This is a genomic window from Brevibacillus sp. DP1.3A, assembly GCF_013284245.2.
Lineage (GTDB): Bacteria > Bacillota > Bacilli > Brevibacillales > Brevibacillaceae > Brevibacillus.
Genome location: NZ_CP085876.1, coordinates 4,986,902 through 5,007,157, shown reverse-complemented (window position 1 = coordinate 5,007,157; position 20,256 = coordinate 4,986,902). Strand labels below are relative to the sequence as shown.

Annotated in this window: 19 protein-coding genes and 2 other annotated features (1 of these 21 running past the window's edge); of the genes, 15 read left to right on the top strand and 4 right to left on the bottom strand. The window is 47.7% G+C overall.

Annotated features, from left to right (window positions below):
- The first annotated feature begins 60 nt into the window (after positions 1–60).
- The 6 genes from HP399_RS22915 to HP399_RS22890 all read left to right on the top strand — a co-directional run bounded on the left by HP399_RS22915 (position 61) and on the right by HP399_RS22890 (position 5,757).
- Positions 61–690 carry an NUDIX hydrolase gene (locus HP399_RS22915; RefSeq protein ID WP_173619134.1) on the top strand — a complete coding sequence of 210 codons (630 nt, stop codon included), beginning with the start codon at positions 61–63 and terminating at the stop codon, positions 688–690.
- 155 nt (positions 691–845) lie between these two features.
- Entirely contained in the window at positions 846–2,282 is a 1,437-nt protein-coding gene (locus HP399_RS22910; protein ID WP_173619133.1) for an MDR family MFS transporter, read from the top strand.
- A gap of 147 nt (positions 2,283–2,429) precedes the next feature.
- Positions 2,430–3,680, top strand: a complete 1,251-nt coding sequence (gene eis, locus HP399_RS22905; protein WP_173619132.1) for a GNAT family N-acetyltransferase — start codon at positions 2,430–2,432, stop codon at positions 3,678–3,680.
- Between the two features lie 90 nt (positions 3,681–3,770).
- Positions 3,771–3,944: a hypothetical protein gene (locus HP399_RS22900; protein WP_007728597.1), complete on the top strand. Its 174-nt coding sequence runs from the start codon at positions 3,771–3,773 to the stop codon at positions 3,942–3,944.
- A 77-nt stretch (positions 3,945–4,021) separates the two neighbouring features.
- The gene (locus tag HP399_RS22895; protein WP_173619131.1) at positions 4,022–4,498 is read left to right on the top strand and encodes a PilZ domain-containing protein; all 477 of its coding nucleotides are present in this window, start codon (positions 4,022–4,024) and stop codon (positions 4,496–4,498) included.
- Between the two features lie 116 nt (positions 4,499–4,614).
- Positions 4,615–5,757 carry a DUF2087 domain-containing protein gene (locus HP399_RS22890; protein WP_173619130.1) on the top strand — a complete coding sequence of 381 codons (1,143 nt, stop codon included), beginning with the start codon at positions 4,615–4,617 and terminating at the stop codon, positions 5,755–5,757.
- Here the strand turns inward: HP399_RS22890 and HP399_RS22885 are convergent.
- The 3 genes from HP399_RS22885 to HP399_RS22875 all read right to left on the bottom strand — a co-directional run bounded on the left by HP399_RS22885 (position 5,754) and on the right by HP399_RS22875 (position 7,105).
- Complete coding sequence (locus tag HP399_RS22885; RefSeq protein WP_047070940.1) at positions 5,754–6,071, bottom strand: hypothetical protein; 318 nt, start codon at positions 6,069–6,071, stop codon at positions 5,754–5,756. The two genes, HP399_RS22890 and HP399_RS22885, sit on opposite strands and share 4 nt — an antisense overlap.
- A 126-nt stretch (positions 6,072–6,197) precedes the next feature.
- Positions 6,198–6,650 carry a spore coat protein GerQ gene (gene gerQ / locus HP399_RS22880; protein WP_173619129.1) on the bottom strand — a complete coding sequence of 151 codons (453 nt, stop codon included), beginning with the start codon at positions 6,648–6,650 and terminating at the stop codon, positions 6,198–6,200.
- Between the two features lie 32 nt (positions 6,651–6,682).
- Complete coding sequence (locus HP399_RS22875) at positions 6,683–7,105, bottom strand: cell wall hydrolase (protein WP_173619128.1); 423 nt, start codon at positions 7,103–7,105, stop codon at positions 6,683–6,685.
- Between the two features lie 167 nt (positions 7,106–7,272).
- Here HP399_RS22875 and HP399_RS22870 point away from each other — a divergent pair, with 167 nt between their 5' ends.
- From HP399_RS22870 to HP399_RS22860, 3 genes are read left to right on the top strand one after another with little or no spacing between them, the layout of a single operon-like run.
- Positions 7,273–7,689 (top strand): MerR family transcriptional regulator, encoded by a 417-nt coding sequence (locus tag HP399_RS22870; RefSeq protein ID WP_173619127.1) that lies wholly within the window; start codon positions 7,273–7,275, stop codon positions 7,687–7,689.
- Positions 7,686–9,257, top strand: a complete 1,572-nt coding sequence (locus tag HP399_RS22865; RefSeq protein ID WP_173619126.1) for a class I adenylate-forming enzyme family protein — start codon at positions 7,686–7,688, stop codon at positions 9,255–9,257. Before HP399_RS22870 ends, HP399_RS22865 begins: the two co-directional genes overlap by 4 nt.
- Positions 9,254–11,065: an acyl-CoA dehydrogenase family protein gene (locus tag HP399_RS22860; protein ID WP_173619125.1), complete on the top strand. Its 1,812-nt coding sequence runs from the start codon at positions 9,254–9,256 to the stop codon at positions 11,063–11,065. Before HP399_RS22865 ends, HP399_RS22860 begins: the two co-directional genes overlap by 4 nt.
- A 52-nt stretch (positions 11,066–11,117) precedes the next feature.
- Here the strand turns inward: HP399_RS22860 and HP399_RS22855 are convergent, their stop codons facing one another.
- Complete coding sequence (locus HP399_RS22855) at positions 11,118–11,684, bottom strand: YqaA family protein (protein ID WP_173619124.1); 567 nt, start codon at positions 11,682–11,684, stop codon at positions 11,118–11,120.
- Positions 11,685–11,927: 243 nt separating this feature from the next.
- On the opposite strand from HP399_RS22855, the gene HP399_RS22850 reads away from it, so the two are divergent.
- The 6 genes from HP399_RS22850 to moaA all read left to right on the top strand — a co-directional run bounded on the left by HP399_RS22850 (position 11,928) and on the right by moaA (position 20,122).
- Positions 11,928–12,152, top strand: coding sequence for a hypothetical protein (locus tag HP399_RS22850; RefSeq protein ID WP_173619123.1), 225 nt, complete (start codon positions 11,928–11,930; stop codon positions 12,150–12,152).
- A gap of 145 nt (positions 12,153–12,297) precedes the next feature.
- The gene (gene mqnC / locus HP399_RS22845; RefSeq protein WP_173619122.1) at positions 12,298–13,404 is read left to right on the top strand and encodes a cyclic dehypoxanthinyl futalosine synthase; all 1,107 of its coding nucleotides are present in this window, start codon (positions 12,298–12,300) and stop codon (positions 13,402–13,404) included.
- Between the two features lie 183 nt (positions 13,405–13,587).
- Entirely contained in the window at positions 13,588–14,508 is a 921-nt protein-coding gene (ytxC, locus tag HP399_RS22840) for a putative sporulation protein YtxC (RefSeq protein ID WP_173619121.1), read from the top strand.
- A 25-nt stretch (positions 14,509–14,533) separates the two neighbouring features.
- Positions 14,534–14,769: a binding site (T-box leader), on the top strand.
- A gap of 60 nt (positions 14,770–14,829) precedes the next feature.
- On the top strand, positions 14,830–16,743 hold the full coding sequence (gene thrS / locus HP399_RS22835; protein WP_007728574.1) for a threonine--tRNA ligase: 1,914 nt from the start codon (positions 14,830–14,832) through the stop codon (positions 16,741–16,743).
- A 134-nt stretch (positions 16,744–16,877) separates the two neighbouring features.
- A complete protein-coding gene (locus HP399_RS22830; RefSeq protein ID WP_173619120.1) occupies positions 16,878–18,932 on the top strand; it encodes a methyl-accepting chemotaxis protein in 2,055 nt (684 codons plus the stop codon).
- Positions 18,933–19,102: 170 nt separating this feature from the next.
- Positions 19,103–20,122: a GTP 3',8-cyclase MoaA gene (gene moaA, locus HP399_RS22825; protein ID WP_173619119.1), complete on the top strand. Its 1,020-nt coding sequence runs from the start codon at positions 19,103–19,105 to the stop codon at positions 20,120–20,122.
- A gap of 71 nt (positions 20,123–20,193) precedes the next feature.
- Positions 20,194–20,256, top strand: a sequence feature (ribosomal protein L20 leader region) (it continues 88 nt past the right edge of the window).

The window sequence follows — 20,256 nt, the reverse complement described above, 5'->3', positions numbered from 1 at the left end:
GACCGGGAATCTAACTTAGGGGAAAGAAATGCGCAAGAGACAAGTCATGGGGTGGAAAACATGCAGGAAGAGCAGCTAGACATTTTTGACGAAGCAGGACAGCACATCGGGGTAGAAGCGCGTAGCGAAGTACACCGTTTGGGGCTGTGGCACCAAACCTTTCACTGCTGGATTTATCGCGTAGTAGATGACCAGATCGAATTGTTGTTCCAAAAAAGACATCCACAAAAGGATACTTGTCCGAACTTGCTTGACATCACCTCTGCCGGTCATCTTCTCGCTTCGGAACAGCCATGTGACGGCGTACGGGAATTGGAGGAGGAGCTGGGCTTGTCCGTGAGCTTTGAGGAATTGGACAAGCTAGGCGTGATCCGTGATGTAATGGTTGCCCCCTCCATCATTGATAAGGAAATGTGCCATACATTTTTGTATGAATGCGATCAACCCTTACGCGAGTACCGGGTACAGGAAGAAGAAGTCACAGGGCTGTTTTGGGTCAGTCTGCATGAGCTAGAGCGGTTGTTTGCTGGCGAGATCGGGCAGATGACGGTGAATGGATTTTTGCTAACGGAAGATGGTGAGCAAAAAGATACAGCGATGATTGCGGCCAACGCTGACTTTGTTCCACATGAAGTGCATTATTACCAGCAGGTGTTTGCAGCTGTGAAACTACGCGCAGCTAATCGATAACCCTGATCAGAAAAACAATGCCTCGTTTGTCATCGACAAGACGAGGTTTTTCGTTGGGTGAGAAAGATTGGCGAAAACATGTTCCCTAATGTGATATACTAGACAATGCTTTTTCACTGCTCGCGATCATGCGTAGATAGAGAGAGGAGATCGAGATGAGACTACAGATTATGATTGCCCTTATGCTCTCGACATTCCTTGCTGCGATGGAAGGAACGATTGTGAGTACAGCCGTACCACGTATTACGAGTGATTTGGCAGGCTTTGAACAGGTGAGCTGGGTATACGCCATCTACATGCTTGCCACTGCCGTATCTGCTCCCATTTACGGCAAGCTGGCTGATTTATTTGGCCGAAAAAACGTATTGCTAATCGGGATCGGTATCTTTTTGTTAGGTTCCACGCTTTGTGGAGTGGCGACGTCGATGTGGCAGCTCATTGTTTTCCGTGCCATTCAAGGCTTGGGTGCAGGTTCAGTCATGCCGATTACGATGACTATCATTGGAGATTTGTACACCGAGCAGACTGCCAGAGCAAAAGCGCAGGGCTGGATTAGCGCTGTATGGGGACTTTCCGGTGTGGCAGGTCCGTTGGTCGGAGGATTTTTAGTCGATACACTGACGTGGCGTTATATCTTTTTTCTTAACTTGCCTTTTGGCCTCGTATCATTTTTCATGCTCGTCTTTTTGTACAAGGAAAAGCTTTCCGTCAAAGAAAAGCGCCATATCGATTATCCAGGCGCGCTTATTTTTTCGCTCGGGACCATCGCCTTGTTGTATGCCTTGTTAACAGGTAGCCAAAATCAATCCTGGACCAGTCCGGTGACGATTTCCTTGATCGTATTTGCTTTGGTGACCTATCTGATGTTTATATCGGTGGAGAAGAAATCGCCTGAGCCGCTGATTCCGCTTTCGCTTTTTACCAATCGAAACGTGGCCATGACCAATCTGCTGACGCTCTTGACCAATGGAATTGTAATCAGCATGGTGGTGTACTTGCCGATCTGGAGCCAGGGAGTCTTGGGAGAAAGTGCGACAATGGCTGGCTTTGTCCTGACACCGATGCCGGTATGCTGGACGATCGGCTCTATCCTTGCCGGGAACTTGTTAGGCAAGCTGCGAGCTGAACAATTGTTTATGGCAGGGACAGCCGTTCTGACCGTAGCGACAACATTGTTGAGCTTCTTGTCCGCTCAGTCAGCGGGATACCTCATTTATGTGGCTGTAGGCTTAATTGGTTTGGGAATGGGGCTCATTTCTCCGATCATCATGGTAAAAATTCAATCGTCCGTTGCAGTCGACAAGAGGGGGACAGCGGTTGCCCTCAATACATTCACGGGTACATTTAGTCAAACCTTTGGGGCAGCGGTATTCGGAATGTTGTTCAACATGGTGACTGTAGCAAGTGGTCATGCGAATTTAGGAGCTTCCTTTGAACACGGATCGATTCCAGTGGCACAGCTGGCACAGATCCGAGACTTATTGGCTAGCGGTGTTCATGTGGTCTTCACAGGCACATTAGTGCTTGCGATAGGCAGCTTTGTTCTGGCGCTTGTGATCGCAAAAGGAAGCCGAGTCAAACAGACACACTAATTCGAAGACGTCCGCCGAGTGCGGACGTTTTTTCAATAATTGGTTACAGTTTTCCAAAAAATACAAACTACATATTGCCAGTTGTTGCATTCATCGATACTATTTTCCTAGATGCCCAAATTTTTGCTGACAGGAGTGCATGAGACGATGGAGGAGATTCGACCGGTTTCAATTGACGATATCGATGAGGTCGTTAGGATTGCAGCGATGAGCTACCCTGGAAGCAATCTACTGGGTGCAGAGAGCAGACAGCGATTTGCCGAACGCGTAAGGGAGACGATCGAAAACGACCCACATGTCAGCTACCACGGATGCTACCGTGATGGAAGACTAGCGGGTATAATGAAATGGTACGATTTTCCTATGAATGTTCACGGTACACCGCTTTTGACTGGCGGTATTGGGATGGTCGCCGTAGACCTTTTGCATAAAAAGGAAAAAGTGGCCATGACGATGCTGCAAGGTTTTCTTTCCAGCTATCGGGAGCGGGGAATCTCGCTGGTCTCTCTCTATCCGTTTCGTGTTGATTTTTACAAGCAAATGGGTTTTGGAATAGGGACCAAGGTTCACCAATACAAGTTCAAGCCGTCCAGCCTGCCGTTTGTAGGCAAGGACAAAATCGTCTATATAGGAAAAGAGGACAAAGAAGAACTGTCTGCTTGCTATCACCGAATCGCCCGTCAAACACATGGCATGATCAAGCGAACAGATCGAGAGTGGGATAGACTCCTCGATGGTCCTGAAATGATTACCGTCGGCTACAAAAAGGAAGGGAGGCTAAGCGGCTATCTCGTTTTCCAGTTCCAGAGCGCCCATGAAAAAAACAAACTCTTCAACAACATAGAAGTAAGAGAGCTTCAGTATGAGAGCCGCGAAGCACTTGCACAACTGCTCTCTTTCCTGCGTAGCCAGGCCGATCAGATTCAACGGATCGAATTTACGACGCATGACGAAGATTTTCACTTGTTGCTATCTGATCCAGGCAATGGAACGGATTCGATATTGTGGAGCATTTATCATGAGAGCCATGTATCTGGAGTCGGTTTGATGTATCGGATCATTGATGTGCCGGGATTTTTCCGTCAGTTGTCCCACCACCGTTTTGGTTCGGAAACGGTAAATGTAAAGCTGACGATCCGCGATTCGTTCCTGCCTGAGAATGAAGGAACATGGGTCATCAAGTTTGTCGATGGACGTCCGGAATTAGGAGAGGCAGTGGAGCCTGACGTTTCGGTACAGCTAGATATTTCGAATTTTTCTTCGCTCGTGATGGGGGTAGTAACTGCCCAAAAACTGTATCAATACGGCCAATTGGAGCTGGATGCTCCAGAAAAGCTTCTGATTTTGGATAGGCTGTTCGCTGTTCCTGAGAAGCCGCGAAGTGTGACTACCTTCTAGAAAAGAAGAATTGTCACGTTTTTGATACATTTGGTTATCTTATGTTGCTTCCTCCCATATGTTGTTAGTAAACGGGAGGAGGTAGGTTTTATGATCTTTCTTACACTGGTTATCTTTTTTGCGTTTCTTTTGATTGTTTGGGTGGTCGTTAGACTCCTCTTCCGACTGGAAAAGCATGATTCCATCACACATGATGAGAGAGAATTATGGAATCGCTTTCAGGTGAAAGAGCAGGAGATCAAATACCGAAAGCCCAAAAAATAAAAAGAAAGGCGCCAAGGTGACAGGCGCTCTTTCTTTTGCGTCTTACCCACTATGAGAAGAGAAAGAAGGAGAAAACAATGCCAGGTAGATCAGAGGGGCATCAACGTGAATTTTTTCGCTTACGTCTAGAATACGCCCTCTGTGCAGACATGACTATTGTGCTGGTCAAAGGGAAAACCATGGAGATTGGGAGCACGCAGGTATTGATCGAGGATATCGGGGCAGGTGGACTTCGTTTTCTCTCTCATCTCAAAATGCCGGCAAATGACCAGCTCGTTCTGCAGTTTGCGACGGAATTGTGCGGACAGGCTCTGAAAATGTACGGACACGTAGTCCGCACGATTCCGTGGGAAACGGACTATTACGAATACGCTGTACGGTTTACTATGGAAGAGGAACAACATCTGGAGATTAATCGCTTGGTAAACCGATTGGCGATCCGCTATCGGCAGAATCGGACAGCAACAGAAGGACGTTTCTTTAAAGGTGATCGTCTGGCATTTTTAAAAGAGTTGGCTCAAGCAAGTCTTGCGATGCGAGCCAGTGAAGCATAGACAAAAACGCTTTCTGTTGTGTGAATACACAACAGAGGGCTTTTTTGTTTGACATAAAACAAACACGGTGATAAGTTATCTATAATAAATCAAACGAATAAAGGTTGTGTTTATATATGAGTCTTCATGAAGCATTCTGGAGCGCTTCCCTTCAAGAGTGGAAGCAAGGTTACATCGAACAAGACGAACATTTTATGTGTTTGCTCTGTGGGGAACAGGTGGAGAAAGGAATTATTTATCCAGTGGAGGGTGTCCTGTATGAAGCGTCCCGCTTTATGCGCCATCATATCGAGGCTACGCACGGTTCTGTCTTTACTCACCTGAGCCAGTTGGATAAACGATTGACGGGCTTGTCTGATCATCAGGTTAATTTGCTTCGCCTCTTTTACCAGGGCAAGACAGATACTGAGGTTCAAAATGAAATGGGGATCGGCAGTGCATCGACGATCCGTAATCACCGCTTTGCACTCAAGGAAAAAGAACGTCAGGCCAAGGTGTTCCTGGTCATGATGGAGTTACTGCATGAAGCGGATAAAAATCAATCGTCCAACGATGCCAAATCAAGCAAGCAAAAGAATACCTCGAAAGATGGCGATGCCGCAGAGTATGCCGCGATCGTAAAGAAATTCTTGCCGAATGGACTATCAGGTCGATTAGAACGATTCCCGCGCAAGCACAAGCATAAACTCATTCTCCTCGAAGAGATTTCTAAAAAATTTGAGCTCGATCGTTTCTACACCGAGCGGGAAGTGAATGAGATTTTGGAAGGTCTCTACGATGATTATGTGACCTTGCGGAGATATTTAGTCGATGTTGGTTTGATGGATAGACAGGCGGACGGGAGTCAATATTGGCGGATCGCTGTGGAAAATGAAGGAGAGGAACGGGGAGCGCAACAGATGAATCGCAAGCAAGAGCTCAAACAGATGTACAAGGAAGTAGAAACCGATGCAGGCGTTTATCAAATTAAGAACAAGCAAAATGACAAAGTGTTCATCGCGAGCACGAATAACCTAAAAACGATCAACGGTAGGAAGTTCATGCTTCAGCATGGCTCGCATCCTAATCGTGAGCTGCAAAAAGACTGGGATAAATACGGTTCGGACGCTTTTGAAATCGAAGTACTAGAAAAGGTTGAGAAGAAAGACCATCCGTATTTTGATGGAAAGGATGCACTGGAAAAACTCGAAGATAAATGGATGAAAAAGCTGGCGCCATATGGTGATCGAGGCTATCACGTGCAAAAAGATCCATCCTAGTCTCGTCTATCATCCAGCATGCGGAAGCGCTCCAAGTGATCCCACAGACCTTCCTTTTGCAAGATCTGGATTTGTTTTTCGCCAAGTAAATCAAAATGTGGGAAGGGTGCACGGTTATGGATGTAGACAGGATCGAGCCCGTTGGCAAGGCACCAGTCTGTCAGTAACGAATAATTGGCACAGCCTACTTTTGTAACGGTTTTGATTCCGGGAAACCGGGGGTCCAGCCAATAGTGAGTGAGAAATGCCAATTCGCCTCGACTAACGGCTTGCTTCCAACGGTTCAGTTCGTCTCGTGTAATCCCAAATGCCACTCTTCCTCATCCTTTGCAAAGCGGTCGTGTTTCTCACTCATTAATAGCATGGAATGGTATAAACGTCAAAAAGACAGTTCTCCCCCGGGGATAGCCGACGGAAACTGTCTTTTTGTGCTTGGTTGCTTACCGAACTCCTGTTGGAAGCTGAGGCGGAATGTAATTTAACTCTTCGTCCGCGGTGATGTAATCGGTGTTGACCATGAGGAGCAAATAGCGTTTGCCGGTTTGCGGATCGCTGATAATGATGTGGTCGCGGCCAGCTGTTTCGAGGACGCCACGGAAAATTTTGGCGTTCCATTGGCTGTTGTTTTCAAACGTTTGGTACACCGTAATGACCTTGCCTCGATTCAGGCGAAGGATGTTTTCGATGTACGATTCTTCCATCACTTGCCCAGGAGTAATGGGCATTCCAGGAATCAAGGATCCGCTTGGCTGCATCGGAACCAGTTGAGGTTGCTGCTGCTGAATCATCTGCTGCTGTTGCTGAGGTATGCCGTATGGAAACTGTGCGGATGGGTACATGTCGTATCCGTATTGTTGTTGAGGGTAACCAGTGTAAGGCATTTGTTGACTCATGATGAACTCGCTCCTTTATCTATCTAATTCTTTTAATAGACGCGTGGGCAATCTGCTGGTGTTGGAACGAAGAAGCAGTGTGCCTTATAGCGACCGGAGTTTTGTTGATCCCACCAAGTAGGAGGACAGTTTCCGGCAGGACGGTAGAACCACAATGCGTTGCTCGCGGGGCGGGTTTTCTCTCCATTGACTGCGCGCTGTGCCAGTCTTCTGTCTTTTTCCCTGGCCCGTTGATAGAAATACGGCTTCTGGATCGCTTCGAATCCTCCCGGAGATTGATAGACCATGTCACGCATGCTGCGAATGTTTTTGAAGTCAAGGCAGTTACCTAAAATCCGATTTACCCCAACGTTGCCAACCATCAACATACCCAACTCACCTTCACCCTCAGCCTCGGCCCGAATCAGTCTGGCAAGCATATCGACATCACTGGAGTTCGCTTTGATGACGGCCATTGCTTCACCTCCTTCCACAAAAATCACAATAACAATATATGGGCGAATAATAGATTGGTGATTGGCCCGATAAATTTTCATCAAGTTGACGTTTACGTAAACGGCAGTTACAATCATTTTATTCGGTAAATTGTGAATTTTATAAATGTAAGTAAGGGGCGCTGGACATGAGCAGAGAAGGAATACAGAAGGAAGAATCGTGGACCATCTCTGATCTTGCTCAACAATTAGATGTCAGCACCAGAACGATTCGGTACTACGAAGAGCTCGGCTTGATTTTTCCCAGTCGGACAGAGAAGGGAAGCAGGCACTATAACCGCAAGGACCGTGCCAGGCTGCGACTCATTCTGCGAGGGAAGCGATTCGGATTTTCGTTGGATCAGATTCGCGAAATGATTGAGCTGTTCGACGAGGACCGTTCAGGTCGTGCGCAGCTTATGCGAACGATTGAGTACGGCAACCAAAAGCTGGCTGAGATCGACGAGAAAATCATGGAACTCCGACAACTGAGAGAAGACATTCTCGTCTACAAGCAAAACTTTGAACAAAAATTGCTTGAAGAAAATGAGGAGGAGAAACGATGAACGTATCAGCTCTGCTCACAGCAAACGGAAGGAAATACCCTGACAAGTCCGCGCTGATTGCAGGAGATGTAGAGATCAGCTTTTCACAGTGGGACACACGCTCTACTCAGTGGGCTTGCCATTTGCAAGAGCTTGGCATCGAGCAAGGGGATCGGGTTGTCATGCTGATGCCCAATTGCCCGGAGTTTGCCATTTTTTACGTCGCCGTCATTCGTAGTGGTGCCCTCGTCGTACCGATCAATGCGCGCTCAACCCAAGAAGAAGTACGACATATATGTGAACATGCCGGTGCAAAGGCACTTCTTGTTCATGATGCCCTCGTACCTATCGTGAATGAGTGGGTCCTTCAAACGCCACAGCTTGTGGCAATCAAAACAGGTGTGAGTCAAGGGAATTGGCATGGAATCGCTGACTGGGATGCCAATGACGTGTCTTTTGATAAAATGAAGGCGCTTTCTTCGCAGCCTTATTTGGCGAACATGAACGAAGATAGCGAGGTCAGCATCCTGTATACTTCTGGTACGACTGGACGCCCTAAAGGGGTGCTTTATACACATAGAAGCTTATTGACTGTCGCGAAAATGATGTCGATTGAACTGACGATGACTCATCATTCGCGAATTTTGCATTTGATGCCACTGAGTCATTCGGCTCCCCTCCATCTCTTTTTCATTGCAGGGCTTATGCTTGGCGCCACCCAGGTAATGGCCTTGACCTTCTCGCCGCAGCTTCTTTTGGATTTGGTGCAGCAGCATCGGATTACGCATTTCTTCGGAGCGCCAGTGGCGTATTTGCTGACGATGAAGCATCCCGAGTTTACGGCGTACGATTTGTCTTCCATCGAACATTGGATGTATGGCGGGGCTCCTCTGTCCAAAGAGATGGCTTCGGTTATGGAAGGGGCTTATGGACGCAATAAACTGGCGTGCGTCTACGGGTTGACGGAGGCAGGGCCGACCGGAATGTGTCTTCTGCATCGAGAGCATCCGGACAAAATCGGCAGTATAGGCAATCGAGGTGTATTGTTCGCCGAAATGGAGGTTGTAAACGAGCGAGGAGAGCGATGCGCCAGTGGCGAAGCGGGCGAAATTCGCTTGCGCGGAGAAGGGACAATGAAAGGATACTACAACGATCCAGTGGCTACAGCAGAAACCATACGCGATGGTTGGGTGTACACTGGTGATATTGCACGCGTGGATGAGGATGGATTTCTGTGGATGATTGATCGCAAAAAAGACGTGATGATTACAGGCGGGGTAAACGTCTACCCTAAGGAAATCGAGCAGTTGTTGGAGCGTCATCCGTCGATTGGCGAGGTAGCTGTTGTAGGTTTGCCACATCCTGAGTGGGGTGAGACGGTTACGGCCTATGTGGTTCTGAAACCAGGAGTTGATACCAATCGAGAGTGGCTAGAGGAAATCCAAGGCTTTTTGCGTGGTCATCTCGCCGATTACAAGCTCCCGCGACAGGTGAATATCGTTCCTGCGCTGCCGCGGAACACGAGCGGAAAAGTCCTGAAGCATGTATTGCGTGATGTCAGTTCCCAAAAGGAAGTGGAACTACGATGAGTGATTTGCAAACGAGCATCGATCAGCGAACATACAGCGACAACATCCCGCACCCGCGTACGCCACAGGCGCAAAACTTTTTCAAAGCAGATCCCAACCTCGATTATTTGCTGGAACGTTATCTCCCTGCTTCCATGCATGAATGGGCCAGACAGCAGTTGAGCTGGTTAGGTACGCAAGTGGCAGGACCCATCGATGAGCGTGCCGCCTATACAGACAGAGAAGGAAAGCCGAGATTGCGCAAGTACAATCGACTGGGCGAGGACATTTCTGAGATCATTACCAATGAAGGCTATAAGGAAACAATAGCAGAAGTTTACGGAGCAGGCATCGTCAGCTACTTGTATCAAGACATTCCTGAGTTGGGCAGAAAAGCGCCGTATAGCTATTCCTTTTTCATGGGCTATCTCGTGAGTCAGTCTGAGCCGGGCTTCTATTGCCCTGTCACCTTGTCGATGTCAGCTGCTTATTTAATTGACCGCTATGGCAGCGAAGAACAAAAGGAGCAGTACCTGACAGGACTGACCTCTCGTGATCGCACTCGCCTGTATGAAGGGGCTACTTGGCTGACGGAGAGACAGGGTGGTTCGGATGTCGGTGCGAATTTGACTGTAGCAGAGCCAGTAACAGGTCGGCCTGGTGTGTACCGATTGACAGGAGAAAAGTTTTTTGCGAGCAATGCTGGAGCATTTGTTGCGACTGTTTTGGCGAGAATCGATGAGGAGAAACCGGGGACAAAAGGGCTCGGACTGTTTTTGGTGCCTTGGATAAAGCCTGACAACGAACGCAATCACATCCAGGTCCGCCGCCTGAAAGATAAGCTGGGCGTCAACGCCGTACCATCTGCGGAGATACTGTTGAACGGAGCAGAGGGCTATTTGATCGGGGAGCCTCAGAACGGCTTCAAGTACATGGCAGAAGCCCTGAATCTGTCTCGCATTTGCAACGCGATTGCTTCGATCGGGATCATGCGTCGAGCTTTTTACGAAGCGAGGTATTACGCCGAGCAACGTCGTGCATTCGGGAATCCAATCGATCAGTACCCGATGGTAAAAGAAATGCTGGTGAGCCTCTTAATGGATACGGAGGTCAGCACGGGTGCGGTGTTTGATATGATTGCTGTTTATGATCGCTTGCAGTCTCATTCAGCGAGCAAAGAGGATAACGCGCTTGCTCGCCTGCTGATTCCTTTGCTGAAATATCGTACAGGGGAAGAGGCTGTCGAATCGACTCATACCGCAATTGAAATTCATGGCGGTAACGGTTATATCGAGGAATACGTAACACCGCGTCTGTTGCGTGATGCGCAAGTTTTGACCGTATGGGAAGGCACCTCGAATATACTCGCACTCGATATTTTGCGTGTGATGCAAAAAGAAAACAGCCACGAAGCGTTTAGCAGATTGCTTCGGGAGCGCATAGCTGGCTGGAAGCATGCCTTTTCACAGACGTACGCCGAGTTGATTCGGACAGAACTGGCCATCCTAGAGGAAAATATCGCCTATCTCATGCAACAGACCCACGATTATGTAACGTACAAATTAAAAACGCTCGCGGACCATATGGTAGATTTGTACACCTTATCATGCATCGTCAGTGAAGCAGAGGATCAGGTGACGCGTGAGGGAAATGCCCGCAAATACATTTTGGCAAAGCTGTATGCCGAAAAGCATTTCCATTCACAAGAAAAGCGGGGGATTCAAGCCGATTCTTTGCTGGATGTACAGTTCTTTACCCAACTGGTGGAATATCAGTTTGTCAGCGTTGAAGATTGGGCCCAACAGTCCGCTATTGTTCAGACCCGATAAATCAAAATGCGCCTTAGACCACTTATTGAGGTGGCGAAGGCGCTTTTGATTTTTACGCATACCGCTTGCGGCGCATACTCCAAATAAACCAGATCGCAGCAACCACTGTTGCGATCGCCAGCAGCGTGATCTCAAAGTATTCATCGATCAGAACCTTTGCGTGTTTTCCGTACAAATAAAACAAGGTGCCAATCAAATAAAACTTCAATCCCCGCCCGATGATCGCATAAAACATCAGCTTGGTCAGCGAGTAATTGAATACGCCAGAGAGCACAGTGAAAACCTTGAAAGGAATGGGGGTAAAAGCTCCGATCAGTACGGCAGCATCCCCGTTTTTTGCGAATTTTTCCGTCGCTACAATCACCCATTTTTCAGGGAGAATCTTGTGCAAAAGTGGTTTTCCCAGCCATCTCCCCAACAAAAATCCGATGGGGGCGCCGAGGACGGAAGCAGTAAAGGCTACTGTTGCAAACTGAATCGCTGAGCCTGGATCGAGCAGACTCATCGCAATTTGCATAAAAAACGGAGGAATCGGACTAATAAATGAGTCCAAAAATGCCATGGCAACAAGTCCCCACATCCCATATTGCATGAATAGCTGTGTGATATGTTCGAGCATGAGCATCTCCTTAGAAGGTTTTTTCTATTGTAGCTATCCTATGCCAGTTTGTCCAAAGAAAGACCACAACTGAAGTTAGATGTCGAGTGGGAATCGCTGGGCCAGTAAAATGGTTATTAGCGTGGTCCAATGAGTGTATCCTAGGTCGAATATTGGTAGTGAAGTCCTTGTTTTTTCATTGACGCTAGGAAAGATTATCCACTAAAATGTAGGGAAACAGGACAAACATCATGGGAGGAACCAATGAAAACATTGGGTTCGGGAAAAGTCGTTTTCTATGCGCCAAACGGGACTAACTTGCAATTGTCTGGGGAAATTGACGTTCGTGGTGATCGGGTAGCCATAACAGAAATCATCTATTTTAATGGCCAACCAAACGGAGCACGCGAAACGAATTTGCCACTCGCGCAAACCGTGATTTACTGGGAGCCAGAAGTATACGAACAGATCGGATATGAAGAACAATAAGAATCATTGCGATTCCAAGCCCTGTCTCTTGCAGGGTTTTTTCGCGTATGGAGCGAATCTGCCAGCACCTCGGGCTATAGCCGATGTCCTGGTATTGTGTTATGATGTGGGATGGAATTTACGTATGGTACAAGGAGTGATCCTTATGATCGATTCTATATTGGAACGTGCTCTCGCAGGTGAACGACTGGGTCTCGAAGACGGTCTGGCTTTGTTTGCGAGCAATGAAATCGAAAAGATCGGACATTACGCCAATCTGGTCATGCAAAAGCATCATCCAGAACCGATTGCGACTTTTGTCATCAGTCGCAACGTCAATTACACGAACGTATGTGACACGTATTGCCGTTTTTGTGCCTTTTACCGTCGCCCGGGCTCTTCTGAAGGATACGTTCTCCCCAAAGAAACGATTTTCCAAAAAATTCAGGAGACCGTGGACGTTGGCGGTACAGAAATCTTGATGCAAGGCGGTACCAATCCGGATCTGAAACTGGATTATTATACTGACCTCTTGCGTGAGATCAAGCAGCGCTTCCCGCATATTACGATGCACTCTCTGTCTGTAGCGGAAGTGATGAAAATCGCGGAAGTTTCCAACATGTCTGTCGAGGAAGTGCTGAAAGAGCTGAAGGCAGCGGGTCTCGATTCCTTGCCGGGAGCGGGTGGCGAAATCCTCGATGATCGTACACGTCAGAAGATTTCCCGCTTGAAGGGTTCTTGGACTGAATGGATTGATACTCAAAAAGCCGCACACCGTGCAGGCTTGCCAGGTACAGCTACCATGGTAATTGGTTTTGGGGAAGAGATGGAAGAGCGTGTACTGTCCCTTCTGCGAATTCGTGATGCACAAGATGAGACAGGCGGCTTCAAAGCGTTTATCGTCTGGACCTTCCAGCCGGACAACACCAACATGAAGGCTGTCAACAATACGCCAGAGGAATACTTGAAAACACTGGCAATCAGCCGCCTTATGCTGGATAATATCAAAAACTTCCAATCCTCCTGGGTGACGATGGGCCCGCATTACGGTCAGCTTTCTCTCTCTTATGGAGCGAACGATTTCGGTCAAACGATGATGGAAGAAAACGTTGTTTCCGCAGCGGCATGTACGTACAAGGTAAACACGAACCAAATTTTGGAGCTCATTCGCGGCGCAGGCAAAATCCCTGCACAGCGCAACACACAGTATGACATTCTGCGCGTTTTCAAAGACGGCGAGATGGCAGAACGTGATTTTGTCATGCAAAACTAATAAACCAAAAAAACGCTTCTCTGCCCCACCTCCTAACAAAGGGAAATCGGCAGGGGAGCGTTTTTTGGTTATTTAATCAGGAACTTTTTACCTGCAACCTTCCCTGAGTTTCCAACCGTTTAAAAGTATATCGCTCCTGACGGGACATATACTGTAACTACAATGGCGGTTGGGGGGATGGTTATGCAGACGTTTCGCGTATTGCTGGAGAATGTCCCTGAGCATTGTGACACGTATCGGGCTATCGTAAATGAGATGACGGAGCGGGTCAACACTGCACCGGTGCGCATTACATACAGGGAGCAAGAAGAGAATGGATACCTCTTGTTCTACTTTCAAAGCTGGTGTGAGACTGAGTATGACGCGCAGACCATCGAGTGGGCGAGAGCCTTCGTTGCTCTTACATTAGCCGAATGGGTCATTCAGGTGAAGGAACCGAAAATTATGGAAGAAATGGCCGCTGACTTACTCGCTGCCGAACAGATGGAGACAGAGTGGGCAGAGATTTTTCCTTATATTCAACGTATGTGCCAAGAAGTCGAGCTTGATGGCAGGGAACTGTTAACGGCTACAACACGCAAGGCAAACGTATATCGCAACGTTTTCACCTATTTGGAGTGGGAGAGAACAATCAACGTCTTGGGCTTCGTCCGGTTTCGACTACAGGAACATTGGAACGAGCTATTCGAACTCGTGGAAACTGGCATTGATGAATATCTGGAAGACAAGCAATACCAAGAGTTTGTCGAGTTGTTGCGCTATTTCATTGCTGTACAGGAAACCAAGCAGGAAGTCGTTCATGTCGTTCCTAGTGTGGACAAACCTTTCCATCTTTATGATAAAAAAGGGGATCGGCTTTGGCTTGAACAGTTGGATACCGTTCTGAACATGGACGAACAAAAATGCAGGGACGAGGATTATTTGGTCAGTGCTTTGGTTACACTGGCTCCTGAGAGTATCGTGCTCCATATGGCTTCCGAAAAGCCTGGGCTTGCACAGACGATCCGCAGTATTTTTGACAGTCGGCTCGTTACTTGCCACTCTTGTTCGCTTTGTCTATCCGAGCGACGTGTACTTGACGGGAATAATCCCTCTAAACTATAATAGCAACAACAACTTTACAGCGCTTATAAATACGATGAGAAGGACACGGACAATAGTTAGGACGCTCTAGAGAGGCGGGTCACAGGCTGGAAGCTCGCTGCGAACTGTTATTGATCTACCACCTTCGAGTAGCTACCGGGAACGAAGCGTAGGCTTTTACTATCGGTATGCCGGTTAAATACCGTTACATGGAATGAGGAGTCTGTTTTTGTGAACAGACTTGAAGTAGGGTGGTACCGCGAGAACACACTCGTCCCTTTTTGGGGATGAGTGTTTTTTTATTTTCTCAACCAAACAAGATACAGGAAGGAAGAATCCACAGTGGCACAAATTCATGTTACTTTCCCAGATGGAGCCGTTCGTCAATACGACGCTGGGATTACTATCGAAGACATCGCAGGCTCCATTAGCTCTAGCCTGAAGAAAAAGGCAGTAGCTGGTAAAAAAGACGGCAAGGTTGTCGATCTGTACACAGAACTCACAGATGACGCAGCGATTGAAATCGTTACCCTCGATTCTGCCGACGGGTTGGAAGTATACCGCCACAGTACAGCTCACTTGCTCGCTCAAGCGGTAAAACGCATTTACGGCGCTGAAGTGAAGTTCGGAATCGGTCCTGTGATCGAAGATGGCTTCTACTACGACATGGATATTCCAGTTTCCCTTTCCCCAGAGGATTTGGGCAAAATCGAAGCAGAAATGGAAAAAATCGTGAAGGAAGACCTGCCGATTCGCCGCAAAGTCGTAAGCCGCGAAGAAGCAACTGCGATTTTCCAAGAACTGAACGATCACCTGAAGCTGGAACTGATTCGCGACCTGCCAGAGGATGCGACTATCACGATGTATGAGCAAGGCGAATTTTTCGACCTCTGTCGTGGTCCGCACTTGCCGTCCACTGGCTTCATCAAAGCATTCAAGCTGATGAGCGTGGCAGGTGCATACTGGCGCGGAAAAGCAGAAAACCAAGTTCTGCAACGCGTATACGGTACAGCTTGGCCGAAAAAAGCAGACATGGATGAATATCTGCACTTCATCGAAGAAGCGAAAAAGCGCGATCACCGCAAATTGGGTAAAGAACTGGGACTGTTCATGTTCTCCGAGGAAGCACCAGGTATGCCGTTCTACCTGCCAAAAGGCTTCACTGTTCGCAACGAGCTGGAGCAATTCTCCCGCCGTCTGCAACAATTGGCACAATACACAGAAGTGCGCTCTCCGTTCCTCATGAACGAGCGTCTCTGGAAAGAATCTGGTCACTGGGATCATTACAAAGAGAACATGTACTTCTCTGAAGTAGACAACGCGACTTATGCCTTGAAACCAATGAACTGCCCAGGTCACATGCTGATCTATAAAAACGAGATGCATTCCTACCGCGACCTGCCGATCCGTTACTCCGAGTTCGGGCAAGTTCACCGCCATGAGTACTCCGGGGCATTGAATGGAATGCTGCGGGTGCGTACCTTCTGCCAGGATGACGCGCACGTATTTGTTCGTCCTGATCAGATCGCGAGCGAAATCAAAGGCATGATCACTTTGATTGATAGCATCTACAAGGTATTTGGCTTCGAATACAGTGTGGCTCTGTCCACTCGTCCGGAAGATTCCATGGGCTCTGATGAGCTATGGGAAGCAGCAGAAAGCTCTCTGAAAACAGTGTTGGATGAGCTCGGTATGGCCTATGAAATCAAAGACGGAGACGGTGCGTTCTACGGACCGAAGATCGACTTCCAAATTACCGACGCTCTGAAACGCCGTCACCAATGTGGAACGATCCAGCTGGACTTCCAAATGCCTGAGAAATTCGACCTGACTTATGTCGGTCAAGACAACGAGAAGCATCGTCCAGTTGTTTTGCACCGTGCGATGTACGGCTCCATGGAGCGCTTCATTGGTATCCTGATCGAGCACTACGCTGGTGCATTCCCGATTTGGCTGACTCCGATCCAAGCACGCATCATGAACATCAGCGAAGTGCATATGCCATATGCAGAACAAGTAAGAGAAAAACTGCAACAAGCTGGCATTCGCGTAGAGCTGGATGGCCGCAATGAGAAGATCGGCTACAAAATCCGTGAAGCACAAGTTGAAAAAATCCCGTACATGCTGGTCATCGGTGAAAAAGAGGTGGCTGACGGTACACTGTCCGTCCGCAAACGCGGAGTGGGCGATGAAGGCGCGATGACAGTGGATGCGTTTGTAGAAAAAATCCGCGCTGAAATCAATGAAATGAAGTAAAAGCGTATAGAAGTAGAGCCGCCCTGAAGTTTTGGGCGGCTTTTTTCATTATACGTTTACTTGGAAAAAAGAACGGGAAAAGGATGTAGGGTAATTGTTCTTATGGACATCAAGAAGAACTGCGGGGGATACGTATGCGGGTAAGCATCAAGCAAAGACTGATAGCAGCATTTCTTGCCATTATTTTAATCCCGATTGGAGTGATTAGCTCATTTGTATATGTCAGTATGGAGGAGCGAATCCAGACTTATTTTATTGAATCCTCGACAAAAGAAGTGGCTCAAGTAGACAACGCGATTAACTTGTATTTCGACTCGATTCGTGAAAACGTAAACCTGATAGCAGGCAGTCCCTTATTAAAAAGTGCAGATAACACTATCACGACGTATATGGACAAACCAACCAAAACCAAGCATACCCCACTGCAAAATGGCGGGGTAGAGGCGGCCATTTTTAAAGATTTCCTACGATTTGTCGATTCTCATCCGAATACTGCATTTATTTATTTAGCGACAAAATACGGAGGATACATACAGTGGCCGACAGATGATGTCATTCCGAATTACGATCCGCGTACAAGGGATTGGTACAAAACCCCAATGGAGAATCCCGGAAAAGTGATCACGACAGATCCGTATCTCTATTTGGGCGACAACAGTATCGTGATCAGTAACGTGACGATGCTAAAGGATGACAAGGGTGAACCACTGGGCGTCGTTGGACTGGATGTGAATTTAAAAGGGCTAACCGACATTTTGAAAGAAATTAAGATTGGGAAAACGGGTTATCTCATGCTGGTTGGCAAAGACGGAACGATTTTGGCTAATCCGAAGAACCCCGAGCTCAATTCGAAAAAACTGAAAGATACGCAAATTCCTGAATTGGCTGCTATCGCAGAGAATACCCCCAGCAGCTTTGCGGTCACGATGAACGATACCGAGTATTTGGCGAACGTCTTTACTTCAGACAAAACTGGCTGGAAATATATTTCGTTTATTGAAAAAGCTGAGCTCTCTGCTGAAGCCCATCAAATCGGTTTCATCATCGGGATGTTAAGTATTTTGTTTGCCTTACTAGCGGTTGTCGCTTCCGTTCTTTTCTCGCACAAATTCACCAAGCCATTGCTTGCCATCGTTGACCAGATTGCCCAGATCGGACGTGGTGACTTTACTGCTGAATTGCCCAAAAACCTTTTGGAAAGAAAAGATGAAATCGGCATGCTTGGTCAGAGCATTCAGGTGATGCAAGTATCCATCCAAGGACTCATTCGGGAAGTCCAAAAAGCGGTTAACACCCTCTCTACTTCGTCAGACAACATATCGGTTCGCTTGGCAGACAATGTAGATACTACGAACAAGATATCTACTACCATACAGGAGGTAGCGAGCGGGGCGCAAAATCAGCTCAGAGGTACGGAAGAATCCGCAAGAGCGATGGAAGAAATGTCAATCGGCATCCAGCGTGTGGCGGAAACAACCTCCATCATCTCGGAAGCATCTACATGTACGGCGGATGAAGCGCAGCTAGGAAACCAGTCCATCCAAAAAGCTATCCAGCAAATGGACTCCGTCCGTGACTCTGTGGAACATTCCGTATCCGTAGTCAAGCAATTGGGTGAGCGATCCAAAGAAATTGTGCAAATCATTGATGTGATTACGGGAATTGCTTCCCAAACGAATCTGCTTGCTCTCAATGCAGCCATCGAAGCTGCCCGTGCGGGAGAGCATGGACGAGGTTTTGCTGTCGTAGCAGATGAAGTGAGAAAACTCGCTGAACAATCTGATGAGTCTGCTCGGCAAATCGCCAACCTCATTCAGGAGATCCAAGCAGATACGACCATGGCGGTCACCGCGATGGATTCAGTCAATCAAGATGTTCAGGATGGATTGTCTACTGTACTGGAGTCAGGAGAAGCCTTCCAACGCATCTTACAAGAAATTCAACAGATAACCGATCAAATTCAGGAGGTATCTGCTGTCTCTGAACAGATGTCCGCTGGATCGGAACAAGTAGCAGCATCTGTGGACGAGACTGCTCAAATTGCAAGGATTTCAGCGCACAATGCTGAAAATCTGGCTGCTTCCTCCAAAGGACAATTGGCCACTATGGAAGAGTTTTCCGCTTCATTTGAATCCTTGAATCATATGGCTCGTGAACTGGAAAGAATGATCAGTAAATTTAAGATATAAGAATGCATAACGGAAAGAGTACGAATGTCGGGAGGTATTCGTACTCTTTTTTTGCAAAGTGGTCCCATTTATGACACAATGTGCGGTTTACGTTTGAAAATTTGGCTATTTCGATTTATGATAATAGACTGGTACTAAGTCGAAATGCGATAAAAGGAGAGTGAACATCTATGCCAGAAAAAGTGCTTGATTTGCGGAACCGTCCTCTCCGGGATTTACGAATATCTGTCACCGATAAATGTAACTTTCGTTGTCGTTATTGCATGCCTGCCGAAATTTTTGGACCGGATTTTGAGTTTTTGCCGCAAAGTAAGTTGCTGACCTTTGAGGAGATTACCCGTTTGACCCAGATCTTTACTTCGCTTGGGGTCGGGAAAATCCGCATTACCGGCGGAGAGCCATTAATGCGCAGAAATTTGCCTGAATTGATTCGAATGATACGTGAAGTGGAAGGCGTTCAAGATATTGCGATGACGACCAACGGTTCTCTCTTGTCCCGCCATGCGCAAGCACTAAAAGAAGCAGGTCTGGATCGGGTCACGGTCAGCTTAGACAGCTTGGATAATGAGCGCTTTGGGATGTTGAACGGTAGAGGCTATCAGGTCGATACCGTGCTGGAAGGGATTCGTGTTGCGGCAGATGCCGGGCTTTCGATCAAGATCAACATGGTGGTACAACGCGGAGTCAACGATCAAGATATTTTGCCGATGGCACGGTACTTCCGTGAGCAAGGGCACACCCTTCGATTTATTGAATTCATGGATGTGGGAAACAGTAACGGCTGGCGGCTGGATCAAGTCGTACCTTCCCGTGAAATTGTGCGCATGATCCATGAAGAGATGCCGTTGGTAGCGACTGAAGCGAACTACTATGGAGAGGTGGCTTCTCGCTATCGCTATGAGGGATCGGACCAGGAGATCGGGTTGATCTCATCGGTGACCCAAGCTTTTTGCTCCACTTGTACGCGAGCTCGCCTGTCGGCAGAAGGGAAATTGTACAACTGTCTCTTCGCTTCATCCGGAGATGATTTGCGCGAGCCAGTCCGCGATGGACGCACGGATGAGGAGATTCGCGAGCTGATACGTGCGATCTGGGAGCGGCGCGACGTGCGCTACTCGGAGGAACGACTAAGTGAAACGCCTGGTCTCGCCAAGCGTGATAAGGTTGAAATGTCCCATATCGGGGGATAATTAGGTATTAGCCTTGACAAAACCCAAGCTACCTTGTAATATAAGTTGCGTGTATAAACACTTCATACTTCGAGAACAAGCAGAGGCGCACAGCTTCTCACCTGGGTCGACGTCGTATACGACTGTTGACAGGT